The sequence below is a fragment of the Marinobacter sp. genome, assembly GCF_040882185.1.
Taxonomy (GTDB): Bacteria; Pseudomonadota; Gammaproteobacteria; order Pseudomonadales; family Oleiphilaceae; genus Marinobacter.
Map to the genome: position 1 here is coordinate 40,561 of NZ_JBBEBW010000009.1, position 18,900 is coordinate 59,460.

Consider the following 18,900-nt stretch of genomic DNA (forward strand, 5'->3'; position numbering starts at 1 on the left):
CCCGGCAACCGCTTATTATTGCGCGGGCTTGTGGTGAATGCGTTCGGGCGTTTTCGCGCCTTCCATCGTATCGTTAAAAATCAGCGACTTGATGGTGACGGGCATCGTGTTGGAGGGCTGTCTCAGGCGGCCAACGTCAATGTAGTCGAAATCCGACAGCGCGACCCCGTCGATAACCAGGATGTCGTTCCGGATGTGCAGATCCTCCTGAAGAACAGCACCGAGGTTGAGCGCGATGTCGGCATCAAGCACGATGAACAGGGGTTTGCCACTGGCAATACGCTCAGTGGCGCCCTGACGGATACCGTCCGCCAGCGCCCTGATTCGCCGGTACTCCGGGCTGCCATCCCAGTGAAACGCCAGAACCAGATCATCGCTGGCAGCATCAATTTCGAAAGCTTCGATGTGCCGCCGAAGGGTTTCGCCCAATTCGTCTGCGCTGAATCTGTCCGAAAAATTAAACTCAGGCCTGAGCACGGGAATATTGCGTTTTGGCAACAGCGCATCGTAATCCGTCGCAAAGCAGGTATTGCCGCTGAGCTGGGTGGTGTACTCGGATGCGCCCAGTGCGGTGGAACGAATACCCTGACTGTCGGGAAGCAATGCCCAGGGCAGGTCGCCTGAATCTACCCGGTCGCGTAGCGCGTGGCCCAAGTGCTGCCCGAGGTCGCCGAAATCCCGCTCCTCGCGACGATACACAAACTCAGCCACGCCCCCGGAAAACACCATGCTCTTTGCCCGCCGAAGGAGTTCGTCTGGTATCGGGTCGGTCAGATAAAGCTCTGCGGCCTCAGGCGGAACGGGACTGGCGGCCAGAATCTCAATCAGCGTGTTGGCCATGGTCTTGGCGACGTGATCAAGCTGTCTGGATTCGACCTGGTCACCCACCTTCCAGTTAAAACCGGCTCTGGCGGCATGGGTCCGCCCGGCAGGATCGATGCGGGCAAGGGTCAGATCGGTGGCGGTGGCCAGAAGCCTTCCGCCAATGTGAACCGCACCGGTTGCCAGTACTTTGCCGTTTTCCAGCACGCTGAGTTTGGTGGTGCCGCCGCCGATGTCGATGTTCAGGATGCACTCGTCGCGATCAAAGGAGGCTCGGGCGGCACCGGAACCGAACGCGGCAAGGCGGGCTTCCATGTGGTGGCCCGCTGTTGCACACACCAGATCGCCGCATTTCTCCGATAAAATACTGGCGATCCGGGGCGCATTTTCTCTTCGCAGAGCCTCCCCGGTAAGGATGACCACGCCGGTATCAATATCTTCCGGGCGAACGTTGGCAAAGTTGTAGGCGTTGTCGACAATTTCCCCCAGCGCCCGGTCGTCGATGAGGGTTTCACTCTTGTACGGGGTCAGGCTGACCGGCGATTCGTAGACGGTCTCGCGGTCTATGATGATGTAGCGGCTGGAAAGGTCGACCGATTGGCGCTGCAACTGGATTCTCGAAAACAATACCTGAGTGCCCGCCGACCCTATATCAATCCCCACGCTCCACAGTGTCACGTTATCCCGTTGCCACAACGGGTTTTCCTCAATGGGGCTTTCAGCTTCCGGATAGTGGTGATCATGGTCTTGGTGATGGCTGTGACTGTGCCCATGATGATCGTGCCCGTGGTCGTCGTGCATTAACTGAACCCCTTTCAGCAACAAAAGCGTGTCTTGTATTTTCGGAAAGAGTTTATCACTCGCGTTATATTTATGGAACGATGTTCCTTTATATGGAAAATATTAGATTTTGATATTTTGGCGGCAGGCCTTGGTATCAGTGGCTTTACTCTGTTTGACGAAGCAATCGACCCTAGGAATAGCCTCTCTGATGACTTGACGATAAACGATTCTCTGTGGGATATTCCGTATGAAGGACCGGCGTTCCGTTAATCGGTTCAACTGGACAGTGCGGGGGAGCAAAGTTATTTTCACAGTGCGCCGCAGCACTCTTTATAAGCAGCTTATGAGCCGCAACCACTATAAGACTTAACGAGGTCGACACAATGGCGAGAAAAGACGCAATCGTCTCTGACGAAATTGCCAAGAAATTCGCGACAGAAAAAGAGACGCCCTACACGCGCTGGGTCGCAGACCAGGGGCTGGAAATCATCGACGGTGTTTACGTTCCCGATCTGAACACGGTAGAGCTGAAGCCTTGGGACAGTCGTGGCGGTAAAGGCGTCTTTATCAACCATGACGCGTCCAGAACCACAAACGACTGCTATGTGTGCGAAATTCCGGCGAGCGGCAAGCTGGCCCCACAACGCCAGCTGTTTGAAGAATTGATCATGATTCTGGATGGTCGTGGTTCTACCACCGTCTGGAATGATGCGGGACAGAAAGTAACGTTTGAGTGGGAAGCTGGCGCGCTGTTTGCTGTTCCGCTGAACACCTGGTTCCAGCATTTCAATGGTTCAGGCCAGAAGCCCGTGCGCTTCGTGTCAGTGACCAACATGCCACCGATTATGAATCTCTACGAGGAAAATAACTTCATTTTCAATACGGAATACGACTTCAAGAGCCGTTTCTCCGGAGAGTCTGACTATTTTGCACCAAAGGACGAGTTGAATGGTTTCCGTCTGGAGACCAACTTTGTTGCCGATGCGGTGAACCTGCCTTTGGTTGAGGCAAAAGAGCGTGGCGCTGGCGGCGGGCATATTCGCTTCAACCTGGCAAAGAGCTCCATGAACGCGCACATTTCCCAGTTCCCGATAGGTACATACAAGAAGGCCCACGCTCACGGCCCCGGCGCCCACGTTATCATTCTGGCCGGCGAGGGATACTCGTTGATGTGGCCGGAGGGGGAAGAGCCCAAGCGTTACGATTGGAAGCCAGGCACTCTGATCACGCCGCCGAACATGTGGTTCCATCAGCACTTCAATACCGGTGACGCCCCCGCGCGCTATCTGGCGTTCAAATACGAAGGCGTCGCCTTCCGTAATTCTCAAGGCGTTCCCAAGGCGTGGATCAGTCGTCGTATTGGTGGTCATCAGATTGACTATGCGGACGAAAGCAACACCGTGCGCACGTTGTTCGCTGATGCGCTCGCCGAGAAGGGGCTGAGCTCTCAGATGGAGTCCGCTTACGAGGCGGAAAAAGAGAATCTGCCACCGCTTTAAACTGGCGGAATAAGGCGCGCTCCTGGAAAGCAGGGAGTGCGTCTGGCAAAAACCGGCAAGTATTACGAAAACGTGTTTTCAGGAAGGCCCCGATTGGGCCCTGACTTAATTTCGGGTCCAATCTGGGTCTCCTTGTTTTTTTTGCGCTTGTTTTGGCGCGGGATGCCTTGTGATCGCCAGTTAGGTCCAAGGTATCCGCTTCTTCCCAGCGATTGATCAGATTTTCGTTGCCCTCCGTTATACCGCTGTTGGACCCCCACTTTCTCTCGTTAATCCCTGGCCTTTGATGTGGCTGGATCGATGGTGCCTGATGTTGGCGATATATTGATCTGGCTATATGAAATACCTGAAAAGCTATTGGTTCGCCTGCAGATTAGGTGTTGTATTGGTGATCAGGCTGGAAGAACTTTATACATGAACAAAAACAATTCCTACTCCAGGAGCCAGCCCAACCTCCCAGCGGATCGCAATGCTGCGGACTGCGATTGCAAAAACGGTCGAAGATCCTGAGTTTCTGAATGATGCTGAAAACCAGAGCCTGAGCATCAATTTTGTTGCCGGTGAGGAGAATCAGACCGTTGTGCAGGAAGCCTATGAATATCCCGATGACGAGATCGTGGTGACCAAAAACGCTAATTAAGCATAGCAGACAGCCTGTGGCTAACATATGGCTGATAACAAGAGGAAAAGATTATGCTAATCACAACGCTAAAAAAAACCGCAAGCATGGCATTGATCACCGGTGCTATGGCGTTGGCCATGAACAGTTTCGCTCAGGCTGACCCTGTGGCAGATTTCTACAGCGGCCGCACCGTTACAGTAGTGGCGCCATCGGGTACGGGCGGATCGATCTACCTGTACGCTCTGTTGGTGTCCAATCAAATCGGCAAACACATTCCGGGGCAGCCCGACGTTGTCGTCGAGTCGAGAACTGGCGGTGGCGGGATCAGTGGGGCGAATTACGTCAACCAAATCGCGCCCAAAGACGGCACAGTGATTGGCGAACTTCACCCGAGTTCACTGTTGGCACCCAGCTTTGAGCGCACCACCGCAACGACGCAATACAACCCGACCGAATTTCAATGGCTGGGTTCTGCAGTTGCTCGCACCTACGTTGGCGCGGCATGGCATGACGTTCCGGTGAATTCACTCGAAGAAATGCGCAATACACCGGTACGCTTTGGTGCTAATGGTCGCGGTTCAGGGTCGTATCAGAACCCGACTTTCATGGCGCATGTCACCGGTGCACAGCTGGAAATTTTTACCGGCTACTCCAGCGGTGGTGAGACCAATCTGGCTATTGAACGCGGAGAGATACAGGGCCGAGGCAACTATTACACTGGCTTTCTGGCCACCAACCCGGATTGGATTCGCGATAATAAGCTGAAATTCGTCTTCAAGATGGGGCCGGACCATCCCGATCTCGCAGACGTACCGGCGGCGACCGATATTGTGGCAGCGACTGGCAATGAGGAATACATGCGGATGTTGAAACTGCTGGAAGCGCCGCTGAACGTCGGTCAGGGTTTCTATGTAGCAAACGAAGTTCCTGCCGATCGCGCCAAGGCGCTGCGTGAAGCTTTCGAAGCTATGGTGCAGGATCCTGAATTTCTTGCCCAGGCTGAAACGTTCGGGCTGGAAATCAGTCCAGTCTCTGCGGACGTCATATCCGACATCATGGAGGACCTTGCCTCCACGCCTGCAGGCCTTGCCAACCGGCTTGACCAAATCATTAGTGATTGATCAATTGCCTTAAGAGCAGCCCGTTTTTACGGGCTGCTTCTCGCGATAACCTTGATTCGAAACCAATGGTGCACCCGACGCTACAAATCGGGTAAGAACCGGTGCACAGGATATTGTTTAACCAGATCGCCTTCATCAGGAAACCAGCATGGCAGACAATAAAAACCTTCCCAGACTGACCGAAAAAGATATTCCGCAAGAACCGCTGGACGAGACGGTCAGTTGGGGTAGCGACGTGGCAGCACAAATGCTTCGTCAACTTGATGTGCCCTACGTGGCGCTGAACCCGGGTGCCAGTTACCGCGGATTACATGACAGTCTCGTGAACCACCTTGGCAACCACGCCCCGGAAATGCTGATGTGTCTGCATGAGGAGCATGCTGTGGCCATTGCCCAGGGCTTTGCCAAGGCCACCGGCAAACCTATGGGTGTCGTGCTGCATGCGAATGTCGGCTTGATGCACGGCACCATGTCAATCTTCAATGCCTGGGCGGACCGACAGCCCATGTTAATTCTGGGAGCTACCGGGCCGGTGGATGCAGCCATCAGGCGCCCATGGATTGACTGGCTGCATACATCTCAGGATCAGGGCGCGCTGGTGCGCAACTTCGTTAAATATGACGACCAGCCAGGGTCGATCGAGGCTATTCCAGAGGCCATGCTGAGAGCCTGGCAACAAACCACAACCAAGCCATCAGCACCTGTCTATGTTTGCCTGGACGCCGCGTTGCAGGAAAAGAAAATTGAGGAACCCATTCAGTTCCCGGACCCGTCCCGCTTTAAGGCAAGTGCCCCGCCACGTGCTGCCGCAGATGATCTCGCCTCTGCCGTAACTTTGCTGAAGAACGCGAAAAACCCGGTGATCCTGTACGGGCGCTGCGAGCGGACACAATCTGCCTGGGACAACCGACTGGAGCTGGCAGAGCGCCTCGGCGCAAAAATGCTTTCCGACCTCAAGGCCGGTGCCATGGTGCCAACCAATCATGAACTTCATGCGGCAGTGCCCTTTACCGGGCTCAATCCGGCAGGCAAAGAAGCGCTGCGTAACGCTGACGTCATTCTGAGCATTGGCTGGATCGACCTGGGCGGCATTCTGCGACAGGCTTTCGGCGCTTCACCGGTGACCCCCAAAGTCATTCATGCCAGCGTAGATGCACAGCTGCATAATGGTTGGGGCAAGGAAACCTTCGGCCTTCCCCCGGTTGACCTCAATCTGATGGTAGACCCGGACCAGGCAGTCGCGGATTTATTGGCGGCAGTGCCTTCCAAAAAGGCAAAAACCTACCAATTATTGCCGCCCAGTACTGACCGACCCGGAGATGACGAGCCAATGAATATTCGTCACGTCGCTTTTGCGCTGCGGGATGCGGTAGGCCATGACAAAACCAGTTTTGCTGCTTTGGCGAGGTCATGGCCGGTCGACGTATTTCCACACATCCACCCTCTGGCTTATCTGGGCAAGGACGGCGGTGGCGGAATTGGTTCTGGGCCGGGTCTGGCCATTGGTGCTGCTCTGGCACAGAAACACAGTGACCTGTTCTCAATCGCAGTGCTCGGGGACGGCGACACCGCCATGAGCATCAATGCGCTCTGGACAGCGGCAAAATATGAAATACCCACATTGATCGTCATTGCTAATAACAGGTCTTACTTCAATGACGAGCTGCACCAGGAAGGTGTGGCCAGGACTCGCGGGCGCAACCCGAATAATCGTTGGGTTGGGCAGCAGGTCGACGCGCCAGCTCCTGATCTGGCCAAGTTGGCTGAAGGGCAAGGCGTCAAGGGCATTGGGCCGATCACTGATCCCAAAGCATTGAAGGCAGCCATTGACCGGGCTGTGGCCGAGGTCCGTTCCGGAAAGCCCTGCCTGATTGACGTACATATCGACGCGGAGTTTGGTCGTCACGTTCGTGAATCGAGTACTGATCGTTCTATGGCCAAAGAGGTCAAATAAATATGGAAGTGAATCTGCTGGAAATGGCGATGGAGGCGTTGGGGATCGTATTCGACCCTTCTCGCATGGTTTTCCTGTTCCTGGGGGTTATCCTGGGGCTGGTCTTTGGTGTTATCCCCGGGATTGGCGGACTGGTAGGCCTGTCGTTGCTGCTCCCGTTCACTTTCGCCATGGAGCCATTCTCCGGCCTCGCCATGCTGATCGGATTAGGTGCCGTCATTTCGACCTCAGACTCCATTCCAGCGATTCTCTTCGGTGTGCCTGGTACTTCAGGCGCGGCCGCAACGGTCATGGATGGCCATCCCATGGCACGGAATGGCGATGCCAGCCGTGCCTTCGGCGCGGCCTTCACAGCATCCATGCTGGGGGGGCTTTTCGGCGCCCTGATTCTTGGTTTCAGTATTCCGTTTCTGCGTCCCGTCATGCTCAGCATTGCCACACCAGAAATGCTGGCCCTGATCATCTTCGGTTTGACCCTCGTAGCCACCCTGGGTGGAAAGAACGCCGCCAAGGGTATGGCAGCGGCCTGTATCGGGCTGTTTCTGGCCACGATCGGTGAGGAATACCAGATGGGTGAATGGCGCTGGACGTTCGGCTCTCTCTATCTATGGGAAGGGCTGCCGATTGTGCCCGTCGCACTTGGTTTGTTCGCCCTTCCAGAGTTGGCAGACCTTGCCATTCGACGGCAGAGCGTGACCACGAATGTCACTGCTGCGAAGAACTCCACTAAATTTCAGGGCGCCATGGACGTTCTGAGAAACCCTTTTCTGACGTTGCGTTGTTCCGCCATCGGTAGCCTTATTGGCGCTATACCGGGGCTGGGCTCTGCGGTCGTTGACTGGATTGCCTATGGGCATGCCATCCGGACGGAAAAAGGCGCAGACAAGACATTTGGCACGGGCGATGTGCGCGGAGTTATTGCCACTGAGACTGCAAACAATTCCAAAGAGGGTGGTGCGCTGGTTACCACCATTGCATTTGGTGTGCCCGGGTCGGCTTCTATGGCTCTGCTTCTGAGTGCATTCGTAGTCTATGGCATTATTCCCGGGCCGGACATGTTGAGCAAGAATATCGATGTCACCTATACACTGGTCTGGAGTATTGTTTTTGCCAATATTTTTGGTGCTGCTCTGTGTTTCCTGTTTGTCGGGCAACTGGCAAAACTGGCTCTGGTCAGACCCGGAATACTGGTACCTATCATTCTCGCTATCGCCATAATTGGCGCATACCAGTCCAGAACTTCCTGGATCGACATATACGTACTGCTGAGTATGGGTGTGCTCGGCTTTGTCATGAAGCGTCTCGCCTGGCCCCGCCCGCCTCTGTTACTGGGCTTTGTTCTGGGAGCCATCTTCGAGCGCTATATGTTCCTGTCAGTGAACATCTATGGCTTCGAGTGGCTGACCCGGCCCGTTGTCGTAGTGGTTCTTGCTCTGGCAGTCTATGGTTTACTGGTACCGCTCTACAAGAAATGGCTATTCCGTCGCCGTGAGAGACAGCGGGGTTACACCATTAGCTTGAAGTTCGGCCGCAACACCAATGCTAATTATTTTGATCTCGCATTTACCAGTCTGTTTATCGTGTTTTTCACTATCACTTTTTTCGCGGCAGCGGACTGGCACTTTGACTCCCGTTTGGTGCCGCAGTTGATTTCGGTCAGTGGCGCCCTGTTCTGTCTCTTCCTGGTAGTGTCCCAGCTGTTCATGCGAGTTGAGTCAGACTCACCTAATGTGCAAACCATTGCTGCAACTGACCTGTCGGGTGAATATGAAGGCATGGAACGGTCGGTCATTTTCAAGCGGACTGCCCAGTTTTTTGCGGGTGTCTGTTTCTACCTTGTAGCGGCCTGGTTGATTGGGCTTCTTCCCGCTATGGCGGCATTCGTAGTGGTTTACATGCACTTCATAGGGAGAGAAAGCTGGCGGTTGTCGCTACTCGTCGGCGTGATAATGTTTACCTTTACCTATCTGTTATTCCATCACGTTCTAAACATCGTATGGCCTCAAGCACTCATGGGTGAACTGTTGCCATTGTTCAGAGAAACGAAGGCACTGAGGCTGATGTGAGGGGCAGGCAATTCTATAGGTCCGTATTTCTGGCAGCCTGTCGCACTCAGTATCGTTAGGCGATGGCAGACAATATGGAAGGCTCGCTATTCAATGCTTAATGTATTCCTCAATGTCATCTTTCCGATTTTGATCATAGCCGGGGCGGGCGCTGGCCTTAAGCGATGGCGCGACCTCCCAGCGGCTCCTTTCAACCAGGTCATGCTTTACCTGCTTTCGCCAGCCTTGGTTGTGGACTCTTTGCTGAACGCCGACTTGCCTCTCGAGGTTTCTGGTCGCGTCCTCGGTGCGGTACTCCTCATGACCCTGAGTCTGGTGGTGCTTGCCGCATTGGTTAGCCGTTTACTCGGTCACGATCGACCGATGCAAAGCGGATTCATCCTCTCCACAGCCTTCCCCAATGCCGGAAACATAGGACTGCCAGTGGTCCTGCTCGCCTTTGGTGAGCAAGCTCTCGCTGTCGCGGTCATCATCTTTGCGACCCAATCCATCCTTGGCTGGTCATTGGGGGTTTTTATCGCAGCGCGGAGTCATCATGGAGGCTTGGCCTCTCTCATGCAGACACTGAAGTTGCCGGTTGTGTGGGCCATTGTCTTGGCCTTAATCCTGCGGGCAACGGGTATTTCGCTGCCATCGTTCCTGGCGGAACCCATACACATGCTGGGCCAGGCGGCCATTCCGGTTATGCTGCTGATCTTGGGGTTTCGACTGGAGTCGGGGGTGATTCGTGAGGGTCGGTTGAGTTTGGGTGCTGCCCTCGCCGTGAGGCTCATCGGCAGTGTATTCGTGGCGTATTTTGCAAGCGTATTGTTGGGTCTGGAAAAGGTTGCGCAGCAGACTTTCATTGTGGTGGCTGCGATGCCCACGGCTGTGTTCACGACCATCTTGGCGACGGAATTTCATGCTGCACCACGCTTCGTCTCCAGTATGGTGATCTCCAGCACCCTCTTGGGCTTCCTCACCTTAACGGTACTGATCACCATAATTCTTTAGGACTGGTTTCAAGCGTGAGTTCAGGTAATAACTCCCGCATTTTCTTGACGTTGGACGGACGCGCCAATGTGCGTATGCCACTATCTCAGATGCTTTTCAAAGAAACCGAGAGTCCGCGACCATGCCAGTTCTGCTTGCTCTTCCGCATAACGTCCGGTGGAGTCGTTGTGGAATCCATGGTTGACGCCCTGGTAAATATGAGCAACATAATCCGCACCATTGGCCTTCAATACTTTTTCATATTCGGGCCAGGTATCGTTTATGCGGGTGTCCAGACCCGCGAAATGAAGCATCAGCGGACCTTTCACATTGGCTCGTAATTCTTCGGCCGGCGGAGAACCGTAGAAGGGTGCGGCTGCGTCAAGTTGGTCGGGAATGGATGCTGCCAGCATATTGACAATATAACCGCCATAACAAAACCCTACAGCGCCAAGTTTGCTGGTGGTTGATTCGTGATCCTTCAGAAATTTTGCGGCGGCGATAAAGTCGTTTTCAAGTTTGGCTTTATCCATACTGGCCTGCATGCTCTTGCCCTCATCATCGTTACCCGGATAGCCACCCAACGGGTGCAGGGCATCGGGTGCAAAAGCCACAAAACCGGCCTTAGCCAAGCGACGTGCAACATCTTTGATATACGGGTTGAGGCCGCGGTTTTCGTGGATCACCAATACAGCGTGCGTTTTGCCGTCGACGTTGGTGGGAGATGCCAGATAACCCTGGCATTCCGCGTGGCCCTGGGGCGAGATGAAATTTTCGTAGGTGGCTTTGATTGCCGGATCGTTAAACGATACCTGCTCTGCCTGTGCATAATTGGGCAACAATGCACTGGTCAAGACACTCATGCTGAGGCCAAGCGAGGCCAGGCTGGCAAGACGCGCCATGAAGGTCCGGCGATCAATCAGGCCGTGGGCATATTCGTCGTACCAATCAAATGCTTCCTGAGGAATGGGGCGAGGTTCTAAACCTTGTGTCGATTTCATGATGGCTTCTTATATGGTTATTTCTTGAATATAGGGTTTGGCATTTTATTTTGCCAATGTTTTCGATTGCGCCCTTGGCTGTCGGTGCTCAACTCAAGCTGATAGCGTTGCGTTTTCGGTAGTCAGCCTGAATAAGTGGTTACGTTACAGAGATAGGCTCATACCAATCCAGTTATATAAAAAACCTGAAATGCTATTTGTTCTTATCTGTATTAGGTGTTGAATTGATAAGACCGTAAGTAAAAAAACTTTATATCGGTACAACAAAAACAACGAATATATAAAGGGGAAAATTATGTTCCATTCCATTGTTCGGACCACCGCCGCTCTCGCGCTGGCCATGTTCACGTTCGCCAGTTCGGTTCATGCTCAAGGTGACGAGGGCGAATTCTATAAAGGAAAAACCATTTCATTTTTGAGTGGGCATTCCGCTGGTGGCGGATATGATACCTACGTGCGAACGCTTGCCCGCCACCTTGGTAAGCACATCCCGGGTAACCCCCAGGTGATTGTGAAGAACGTTCCTGGTGCGGGAAGCCTTGTACTAACGAATCAGGTGGCCAACACGCTGGATTCTGACGGCACGGTCATCGCGAGCGTTGCCCGCGGTATGGCTTTCGAGCCACTGTTTGGCAATGAGCAGGCGCTTTACAAGCCCGGCGAGATGAACTGGCTGGGCAGCCTCAATAACGAAACAAGCCTTTGTGTGGCCTGGCATGAGGCGGAAGTCAAAACCTGGCAGGACCTCCGAAGCGAAGCGTTGTCGGTAGGGTCCACCGGCGCCGGTGCCGATACCAACCTGTTCCCCAAAGTCCTGAATGAATTGTTTGGCTTCAAGTTCAACATCATTGCCGGTTACCCGGGTGGTAACGACGTTATGTTGGCCATGGAGCGAGGAGAAGTTGACGGTCGTTGTGGCTGGTCGTGGAGCAGCGCGAAATCGACTCGCGAGGAGTGGATCGCGGAACTGAATGAGGGTATGGAACAAGGTAAGATCAATATTCTGTTTCAGATGTCACTCAAGAAACACAGCGATTTGCCAGATGTCCCGCTGGTGACTGAATTTGCTGAAACCGAAAAGCAGCGTCAGGTTCTGAACCTGCTGTTTGCACGCCAGGTCATGGGGCGTCCGGTGGTGGCACCTCCTGGTGTTCCTGAGGCGCGGGTGGCGATGCTGCGCAAGGCCGTTGCGATGGCGGCTCAAGACCCGGAGTTTCTGCAGGATGCCAAAAACCAGAGCCTGGGGATCAACTTTGTCGACGGTGAAGAGATTCAGGCCATCGTTGTGGAGGCCTATGAGTATCCTGAAGACGTGATCGCGGTTATAAAAAACGCGATGTAAGAGAGCTCAGATAAACCGCCCTCCGACGGCGTCGGGGGGCACTCAGGACACACCGATTGGCTCCTGGGAGGTCCGGGAGTCAATCGGTGTCTCCTGAGAGAGTGGCGCTTAATTCAATTGGCGCAGGGTACCGGGTAGCTTACTTATCTGCCCCGATAGCGGGCGTTTTCGACGGTACCTCTTTTTTCAACCTTTCATTTATCTTCCCGCCCATTCCAGACGCCTTTCATACCGAATCGGCTATATGAAAAAGCAGAACTGTCATTGGCCGACCTGAATAACAGGTGCTTGCATAATAAGTGAGAACAACAACAAAACGGCAATGTAAGGAGATGACTTGTGAAAAGATTCGTTAGTAGGACATTAACTGCCTTCGGTCTGGCAATGATGGCCAGCATCCCAATGGTGCAGGCTCAGGACAGCGCCGACACATTCTACGAGGGCAAAACGCTCACGCTTTTGATTGGCTATTCCGCCGGTGGCGGTTATGACACGTATGCCCGGACATTGTCCCGGCATTTGGGCAAACACATTCCCGGCAACCCGAATGTGGTGGTGAAGAACGTTCCTGGGGCCGGCAGCCTGGTGCTGACCAATCAGGTCGCCAACACGGCCAAACGGGATGGTTTGGAGATCGCAACAATCGGTCGTGGCATGGCATTTGAGCCTTTGTTCGGCAACCAGCAGGCTCAGTTCAAGCCGGGTGAAATGAACTGGCTGGGCAGCCTGAATAATGAAACCAGTATCTGCGTTTCGTGGCACGAATCCGGGATCGAGCAGTGGCAAGACCTTAAAGAGCAGTCCATGACCGTCGGTGGAACCGGCTCTGGCGCAGACACTGACCTGTTTCCGCGGGTACTCAGCGACATTTTCGGCTTCAAGCTCAACGTGATCTCCGGTTATCCGGGCGGCAATGACATTTTGCTGGCGATGGAGCGGGGGGAAGTGCAGGGCCGCTGTGGCTGGTCCTGGAGCAGCGCCAAGTCCAGGCGCGCAGACTGGTTTGCCGAGCTGAACGACGATACGGACGAGAGCAAGGTCAACCTGCTGTTCCAGATGTCGTTGAAAAAACACAGCGAACTTCCTGATGTGCCGCTGGTTACCGAATTCGCGGAAACGAAAAAGCAGCGCCAGATCCTCAACCTTATGTTCGCAAGGCAGGTGATGGGTCGTCCTTACGTTGCGCCCCCGGGTGTTCCAGCGGACCGAGTGGCCATGTTGCGGGATGCGATGGCGAAAACCGCAGAAGATCCTGAGTTTCTGAAGGACGCGAGCAACCAGGACCTGGGTATCAATTTTGTTGCCGGCGAGGAGATTCAGACCATTGTTCAGGAGGCTTACGAGTCCCCGGACGACGTGATTGCGGCGATCAAAAACGCCAACTGAAACAGATTGCAAGCCCGGCACACCTTTGTGTCGGGCTTGCGTCCGTTCGGCGAGCAGGATCTGAAAGCCGATTCATATCAAACCAGTTATACAAAATACCTAAAACGCCATTTGTTCTCATTCAGATTCGGTGTTGAATTGATGTAGGGCTGAACGGTTTTTATACAGCGAGTAATTCCAATTTTTGTATAGAGATGATTGCACTATGCCAACAACCATCAATACCCCACAGACCAGAGGCCACGAGCGCTCGAATCTGGATACCGGAAAGGGCGGTCTGGAGTCGGCTCTGGAGGCGCACCTTGCAGAGCACGACTTAAGCGTGCCACAACCTTTCCGGATGCAGGTACGGTTGCCGACGAAAGGTCGTGGGTCAGCGTTGCTGGCAGCAACTGATCGCATGTGGCTAAACCTGAAAACCTACGCCGAGGGCGGAGAGAACACCCTTCATGCCCACTCCAATGAAGACCACACCTTCATTGTGCTGCAGGGCCGGGCAACGTTTTACGGCCCGGAGGGCGAGGCGGTCACTTTCTCTCGCAACCAGGGCATTTTGCTTCCGCGGGGGTGCCGCTATTACTTCCACGCCGAGCCTGGCGAAGCCTTGGTTCTGCTCAGGATTGGCTGTGTGGTTGATACGGACAAAGCTCCCTGGGGGCGCACGGGAGCCTTGGGTGAGCCGCTCCCTGGTTCGAGTAAAGAAAACAAGTCGGTGCCAACTGAATTCAGCGATGAGTACTTTCAATAACAACAAGACTGCAAGACCGGTTATTGAGCCGGTATGCAGCGTGCAGGGGTGGAAATTCGTATGTCAATGTTAGACGCGGCTTGGGCAGGTCTTCTAGGCATCATGCACTGGAAAGCTTTTCTGTTGATGATGGTGGGCATTGTTATCAGCTCCACGCTGGTTGCCATGCCGGGTGTGGGCAGTAAAACGGCCATTGCGCTGTTGCTTCCGTTTGCCTTTGTGCTGGAAAAGTTTGAAGCCGTCGCATTGATTGTCAGCATTTGGGCAGTCAGCAATACGGCGAATTCGATCACCGCGATTATGTTTTCGGTCCCCGGGGGTGGCGGGTCACAGGCCACCATCATGGATGGTTACCCGATGGCTCAGCGGGGTGAGGCGGCCCGGGCACTGGCTGCCGCGTTTACAGCATCGGCGCTGGGTGGAGTTATCGGCGCGATAGTGCTGCTTGCAGCCATACCCGTGGTGCGGCCCCTGGTCCTTCTGATGGGTGCTCCAGAGTTTTTCATGCTGACTATGATGGGCGTCGTCATGGTGGGTTCTCTGAGCGGTAATGCGCCGCTCAAGGGCATCGCGGTAGGTGCGCTTGGCCTGGCAATTTCGATGATGGGCATCCATTCATTGAGCGGCGTGCCACGTTATACCTTTGATTCGATTTATCTGTTCGACGGGATCGGGCTTGTACCCCTCACTATCGGATTGTTTGCCATACCGGAACTTATTTTTATGGCGTCTCGGGGTCAGGGTGTTTCCAATGTGGAGTTGGGAAACCTGAGTGAGGGCCGTCGGCAGGGAATCAAGGATGCGTTCACACACTGGTGGCTGGTAGTGCGCAGCGCATTCGTCGGGGTGTGGGTTGGCATCATCCCGGGGCTGGGATCTTCCGTAGCCGATTGGTTTGCCTATGGACATGCCAGGCAGACCTGCAAGGGTGCCCATGAGACCTTCGGAAAGGGCGATGTAAGGGGCGTTATCGCGGTTGATGCTGCTACCAATGCGAAAGAGGGTGGTGCTCTGATTCCAACGCTCGCGTTCGGCATTCCAGGCAGCAGTACTTTGGCATTGATCTTCGGGGGGTTGCTCATTGTTGGCATCAAGCCGGGTCGGGAGATTCTGACGACCCAACTTGATGTCACGTTTTCCATCATCTGGCTACTAATTATTGCATCAATCATCACCACTTTGTTGTGCCTGCTGTTCACCCGGCAGCTTGCGATGGCGACCATGTTGCGGCCGAGTGTTCTTGTCCCTGTGATTCTGGCGATGGCTGTGTTGGGCAGTTTTGCCAACTCGAACCGTATCGATGACGTTGTCGTCATGATGGGCTTCGGCATCGTGGGGTATGTCCTTCGAGCCGGGGGCTGGCCGCGCCCGCCGCTGCTGCTGGGGGTGGTGCTCGGGCCGCTGGCGGAAAACTTCCTGTGGACATCCTTCCAGGTTTACGGCTTTGGTTTTCTGGTCAGGCCGGGTGCGTTAACGCTCATGGTGGTTTTGGTTGTGATCGTGGTGTACCCGTCTCTGATGCGCCGTTGGTACGCTTCAAGGAACAGCCGTGATCCAAAGGGGGCCAACTAATGAGCTATCTACCGATATCTTCACTGTTAACACTGACGCTGCTCGTGATTTTTGGCTATGTCGTCTTCGAAGCGGCTGGCCAACCAATGCAGGCAAAACTCTTTCCCATGACGGTTGGCATTCTTGGATTTGTGCTGATCTCGCTCCAGCTTGGGCGCGAGCTTTGGACGGCGTGGACCACAGACGATACAAAACCGGTCGAAAAAATCAATCAGCAGGACGGCGCTGCCGATTTTGCGATAACTGACGTGGAACAGTCGCGTATCGGACGGCTAAGAGCCGCTGAACAGTTTGGCTGGATTGCGGGTTTGCTGGCCGGTTTGTTCCTGATTGGCTTTTATATTGCAGTGCCGCTCATGGTTGGGCTCTACCTGTGGCGGCACCAGGAGCGCCCAAGGTTCGTTCTTATCATGACGGTCGGTACTGCCGTAGTGGTATGGGGGCTCTTCAACCAACTGCTGAATTTGCCTTTTCCCCAGGGGCTGATTCAGCAATGGCTCTTCTGAGAGGCACAAACCATCCGACTGAATTCGACGGGTGATGTATGGGGGGTAGTGTTTGGACCGCGGTGCAAACGCCAGAAAGGAGACAAAAATGAAAGTGCTAACGAGTAACAACAACAAAACCGATAGAGAGGACCCAACCATGGGTAAAACGACGAATCGATTCACTGGTTTTCTTTTTGCAATGATGGCGCTGGTGGCGGGCGGCGGAGCTTTTTCGTCATCAGCACTGGCTCAGGATGACAGTGCGGTTGCCGATTTCTATGAAGGCAAAACCGTATCGGTTGTGATCCGGTCGACTGCCGGAGGTGGCTACGACTTTTACGGCCGGCTGGTCGCCCGTCACATCGGGCAATACATTCCGGGCAACCCGGATGTGATTGCCGTCAACCGCCCCGGTGCGGGCGGTCTGGTGGCTACTAACTACATGTTTAACCGTGCGCCGAAAGATGGCACTGAAATTCTAATTCCTGCGCGTGAATTAGCCGTTTCGGAAAGGCTCGGGGGGGACGAGATACGCTATAAGACCCTGGAATTCGGACCTCTGGGCAGTGTCTCCAAATCCACCAGGGTGTGGTTGGCGGGTCCCAATGTGCCCGTGGACAACCTTGAAGATCTTATGAACTACCGTAAAAACCACGGCCGCGATTTCAATTTTGCCGTCAGTGGCAGATCCGCGGGCTCCTACCAGTTGGCTTTGATGCTGCAGGAATCCGGATATCCGGTAAACATTATCACCGGATATGAAGGTACCTCGGATCAGACCCTTGCGGTCCTCCGCGATGAAGCACAAGGCACCATCAATACCTATGGCAGCGCCATTGACCAGATCAACGACGAGGGCTTCAAGGTCATTACCAAACTGGGTGATCACCCTGCCATTGCCGATGTAGATAACGTTAAGCTTGCACTGACCGGCAAATGGCTGCAGGTCGCGGACGTTCTGGAAGGTCAGATGTTGATTGGCCGACCCTTCTTCACGGCGCCTGGCGTTCCGGCGGATCGCTTGGCAGCGTTGCAGGAAGCCTTCCATAAGGTTGTCGATGATCCGCAGGCAAAGGAAGAGGCTGAGCGCGCAGGTCGTCCATGGGGAGATTACGCCAGCCCTGAGGAGATGAATGATGCTTACCAGAAACTGTTTGATGCTCCGGATGAGGTGGTTGAATTGCTCGGAACCGACGACTGAGTAACTGGAACTGGCTACGCCGATATTCGGCGTGGCCAGAAACCAATTTCTTGCGGGATTCTGTTAGCTCATTCTGGTAGAGGAAATGAAATGTCTCAACAGTCAGGAAGTGGTGGTAGTGCGAAATGGGAAGAGCCGGGCAAGGGGAAACGGGCCGGTTTTGGCTCATTTGGCCAACCCAAATCGGATTATGACAAATTTATGGACTCCGAGGGCGTACCGGTTTTTCGGGGCATAGGTATTCGATCGGTCAAGGAATTGCCCCTGGCCGACTGGCCACGACTTGGCGGCCGGGGCAGCTACATACAGCTGAACGGGTCGGAAGGGAAGTGGGGGTTTTACATTGCGGAAATACCGGCTGCCGGCGCCCTCAATGTAGAAAAACACCTGTATGAGAAAGTCGTGTTTGTGGTGGAGGGACGTGGCAGTACCGAGGTGTGGCTTGAGGAAGGAGGCAAGAAACATACGTTCGAATGGCAAAAGGGTTCGTTGTTCTCTATCCCGGTGAATGCCTATCACCGCATTGTGAATGCCACTTCAAAGCCCGCTCTGATCTGTGTGGGAACCACCGCACCAAACTTGATTAATCTGATCGGCGACGTCGATTTCATTTTCAATTGTCCTTATCAATTTACCGACCGCTTTTCTGAGGCGGACGACTTCTATGTGCACAATGAGGAAGTCGAGCCAGACCCGATTCGGGGCCTGGCGATGCAGCGCACCAATTACATCCCCGACATCATCAATGCCGACCTGCCCTACGATAACCGTCGTTCACCGGGCTATCGTCGCGTCGAACCCCTCATGACGGGGAACAAGTTCTACATCAAGATCGGCGAGCATGAGACAGGCCGGTACGCCAAGGCTCATGCTCATACGTCGGCAACCGTACTGATGTGTATCGGAGGCCACGGCTATACCTATACCTGGCCTGAACACTTGGGTGTGACCCCGTGGGCGGACGGCAACGGCCATCTGGTTGAGCGGGTTGATTATGAGGCATTCGGGATTGTCAGTGCGGCGCCCGGAGGTGCCCGTTGGTATCACCAGCATTTCAATGCGTCAAAGGAGCCGTTCCGTCTGATCATGTGGAATGGGCCGAACCACCCAAGTCTGGTTACAGGCCTGGCTCCTGGAGCGAAACAGATCGATCATACTGGCATGGACATAACCGAGGGTGGTACGTCCATACCCTACTGGATGGAAGACCCGTACCTGCGGGACGAGTTTGAACGCCGACTTGCAGAAGATGGCGGGAAAAGCCGTATGGAACCCGATCTCTACGACAAGCCGGAAGGCGCCTAATCGATTGTGAGTGGGAGG

15 protein-coding genes are annotated in these 18,900 nt (G+C 54.4%); 13 read left to right on the forward strand and 2 right to left on the reverse strand.

Going from position 1 to position 18,900, the window contains the following annotated elements:
- Positions 1-15: 15 nt before the first annotated feature.
- Entirely contained in the window at positions 16-1,623 is a 1,608-nt protein-coding gene (locus WEB64_RS06850) for an ethanolamine ammonia-lyase reactivating factor EutA (protein WP_368057949.1), read from the reverse strand.
- Between the two features lie 365 nt (positions 1,624-1,988).
- On the opposite strand from WEB64_RS06850, the gene WEB64_RS06855 reads away from it, so the two are divergent.
- The 6 genes from WEB64_RS06855 to WEB64_RS06880 all read left to right on the forward strand — a co-directional run bounded on the left by WEB64_RS06855 (position 1,989) and on the right by WEB64_RS06880 (position 9,860).
- Positions 1,989-3,104, forward strand: a complete 1,116-nt coding sequence (locus WEB64_RS06855; protein ID WP_368057951.1) for an ethanolamine ammonia lyase-activating protein — start codon at positions 1,989-1,991, stop codon at positions 3,102-3,104.
- Between the two features lie 469 nt (positions 3,105-3,573).
- Positions 3,574-3,744, forward strand: coding sequence for a hypothetical protein (locus tag WEB64_RS06860; protein WP_368057953.1), 171 nt, complete (start codon positions 3,574-3,576; stop codon positions 3,742-3,744).
- 53 nt (positions 3,745-3,797) lie between these two features.
- Positions 3,798-4,847, forward strand: coding sequence for a Bug family tripartite tricarboxylate transporter substrate binding protein (locus tag WEB64_RS06865; protein ID WP_368057955.1), 1,050 nt, complete (start codon positions 3,798-3,800; stop codon positions 4,845-4,847).
- 148 nt (positions 4,848-4,995) lie between these two features.
- Entirely contained in the window at positions 4,996-6,801 is a 1,806-nt protein-coding gene (locus WEB64_RS06870; protein WP_368057957.1) for a thiamine pyrophosphate-binding protein, read from the forward strand.
- Positions 6,802-6,803: 2 nt separating this feature from the next.
- Entirely contained in the window at positions 6,804-8,867 is a 2,064-nt protein-coding gene (locus tag WEB64_RS06875; RefSeq protein WP_368057959.1) for a tripartite tricarboxylate transporter permease, read from the forward strand.
- Positions 8,868-8,960: 93 nt separating this feature from the next.
- The gene (locus tag WEB64_RS06880; RefSeq protein WP_368057961.1) at positions 8,961-9,860 is read left to right on the forward strand and encodes an AEC family transporter; all 900 of its coding nucleotides are present in this window, start codon (positions 8,961-8,963) and stop codon (positions 9,858-9,860) included.
- A gap of 80 nt (positions 9,861-9,940) precedes the next feature.
- Here the strand turns inward: WEB64_RS06880 and WEB64_RS06885 are convergent, their stop codons facing one another.
- A complete protein-coding gene (locus WEB64_RS06885; RefSeq protein ID WP_368057963.1) occupies positions 9,941-10,840 on the reverse strand; it encodes a dienelactone hydrolase family protein in 900 nt (299 codons plus the stop codon).
- Positions 10,841-11,135: 295 nt separating this feature from the next.
- Here WEB64_RS06885 and WEB64_RS06890 point away from each other — a divergent pair, with 295 nt between their 5' ends.
- From WEB64_RS06890 to WEB64_RS06920, 7 genes are all read left to right on the forward strand, one after another.
- Complete coding sequence (locus tag WEB64_RS06890) at positions 11,136-12,182, forward strand: Bug family tripartite tricarboxylate transporter substrate binding protein (protein ID WP_368057965.1); 1,047 nt, start codon at positions 11,136-11,138, stop codon at positions 12,180-12,182.
- Positions 12,183-12,521: 339 nt separating this feature from the next.
- A complete protein-coding gene (locus WEB64_RS06895; protein ID WP_368057967.1) occupies positions 12,522-13,568 on the forward strand; it encodes a Bug family tripartite tricarboxylate transporter substrate binding protein in 1,047 nt (348 codons plus the stop codon).
- Positions 13,569-13,773: 205 nt separating this feature from the next.
- Complete coding sequence (locus tag WEB64_RS06900) at positions 13,774-14,316, forward strand: cupin domain-containing protein (RefSeq protein ID WP_368057969.1); 543 nt, start codon at positions 13,774-13,776, stop codon at positions 14,314-14,316.
- Positions 14,317-14,376: 60 nt separating this feature from the next.
- Positions 14,377-15,888, forward strand: coding sequence for a tripartite tricarboxylate transporter permease (locus tag WEB64_RS06905; RefSeq protein ID WP_368057971.1), 1,512 nt, complete (start codon positions 14,377-14,379; stop codon positions 15,886-15,888).
- Positions 15,888-16,394, forward strand: a complete 507-nt coding sequence (locus WEB64_RS06910; protein ID WP_368057973.1) for a tripartite tricarboxylate transporter TctB family protein — start codon at positions 15,888-15,890, stop codon at positions 16,392-16,394. The genes WEB64_RS06905 and WEB64_RS06910 overlap by 1 nt, the downstream gene beginning before the upstream one ends.
- Before the next feature lie 88 nt (positions 16,395-16,482).
- Positions 16,483-17,577, forward strand: a complete 1,095-nt coding sequence (locus WEB64_RS06915) for a Bug family tripartite tricarboxylate transporter substrate binding protein (RefSeq protein ID WP_368057975.1) — start codon at positions 16,483-16,485, stop codon at positions 17,575-17,577.
- A 90-nt stretch (positions 17,578-17,667) separates the two neighbouring features.
- Entirely contained in the window at positions 17,668-18,882 is a 1,215-nt protein-coding gene (locus WEB64_RS06920; RefSeq protein WP_368057977.1) for a cupin, read from the forward strand.
- Positions 18,883-18,900 lie beyond the last annotated feature (18 nt).

Excerpts from the sequence above, each read along its gene's own strand:
- WEB64_RS06905 (WP_368057971.1), top strand. The coding sequence starts at position 14,377 with ATGTCAATGTTAGACGCGGCTTGGGCAGGTCTTCTAGGCATCATGCAC.
- WEB64_RS06915 (WP_368057975.1), top strand. The coding sequence starts at position 16,483 with ATGAAAGTGCTAACGAGTAACAACAACAAAACCGATAGAGAGGACCCA.
- WEB64_RS06865 (WP_368057955.1), top strand. The coding sequence starts at position 3,798 with ATGCTAATCACAACGCTAAAAAAAACCGCAAGCATGGCATTGATCACC.
- WEB64_RS06910 (WP_368057973.1), top strand. The coding sequence starts at position 15,888 with ATGAGCTATCTACCGATATCTTCACTGTTAACACTGACGCTGCTCGTG.
- WEB64_RS06875 (WP_368057959.1), top strand. The coding sequence starts at position 6,804 with ATGGAAGTGAATCTGCTGGAAATGGCGATGGAGGCGTTGGGGATCGTA.
- WEB64_RS06900 (WP_368057969.1), top strand. The coding sequence starts at position 13,774 with ATGCCAACAACCATCAATACCCCACAGACCAGAGGCCACGAGCGCTCG.
- WEB64_RS06870 (WP_368057957.1), top strand. The coding sequence starts at position 4,996 with ATGGCAGACAATAAAAACCTTCCCAGACTGACCGAAAAAGATATTCCG.
- WEB64_RS06920 (WP_368057977.1), top strand. The coding sequence starts at position 17,668 with ATGTCTCAACAGTCAGGAAGTGGTGGTAGTGCGAAATGGGAAGAGCCG.
- WEB64_RS06860 (WP_368057953.1), top strand. The coding sequence starts at position 3,574 with ATGCTGCGGACTGCGATTGCAAAAACGGTCGAAGATCCTGAGTTTCTG.
- WEB64_RS06855 (WP_368057951.1), top strand. The coding sequence starts at position 1,989 with ATGGCGAGAAAAGACGCAATCGTCTCTGACGAAATTGCCAAGAAATTC.
- WEB64_RS06880 (WP_368057961.1), top strand. The coding sequence starts at position 8,961 with ATGCTTAATGTATTCCTCAATGTCATCTTTCCGATTTTGATCATAGCC.
- WEB64_RS06850 (WP_368057949.1), bottom strand. The coding sequence starts at position 1,623 with ATGCACGACGACCACGGGCACGATCATCATGGGCACAGTCACAGCCAT.
- WEB64_RS06890 (WP_368057965.1), top strand. The coding sequence starts at position 11,136 with ATGTTCCATTCCATTGTTCGGACCACCGCCGCTCTCGCGCTGGCCATG.
- WEB64_RS06885 (WP_368057963.1), bottom strand. The coding sequence starts at position 10,840 with ATGAAATCGACACAAGGTTTAGAACCTCGCCCCATTCCTCAGGAAGCA.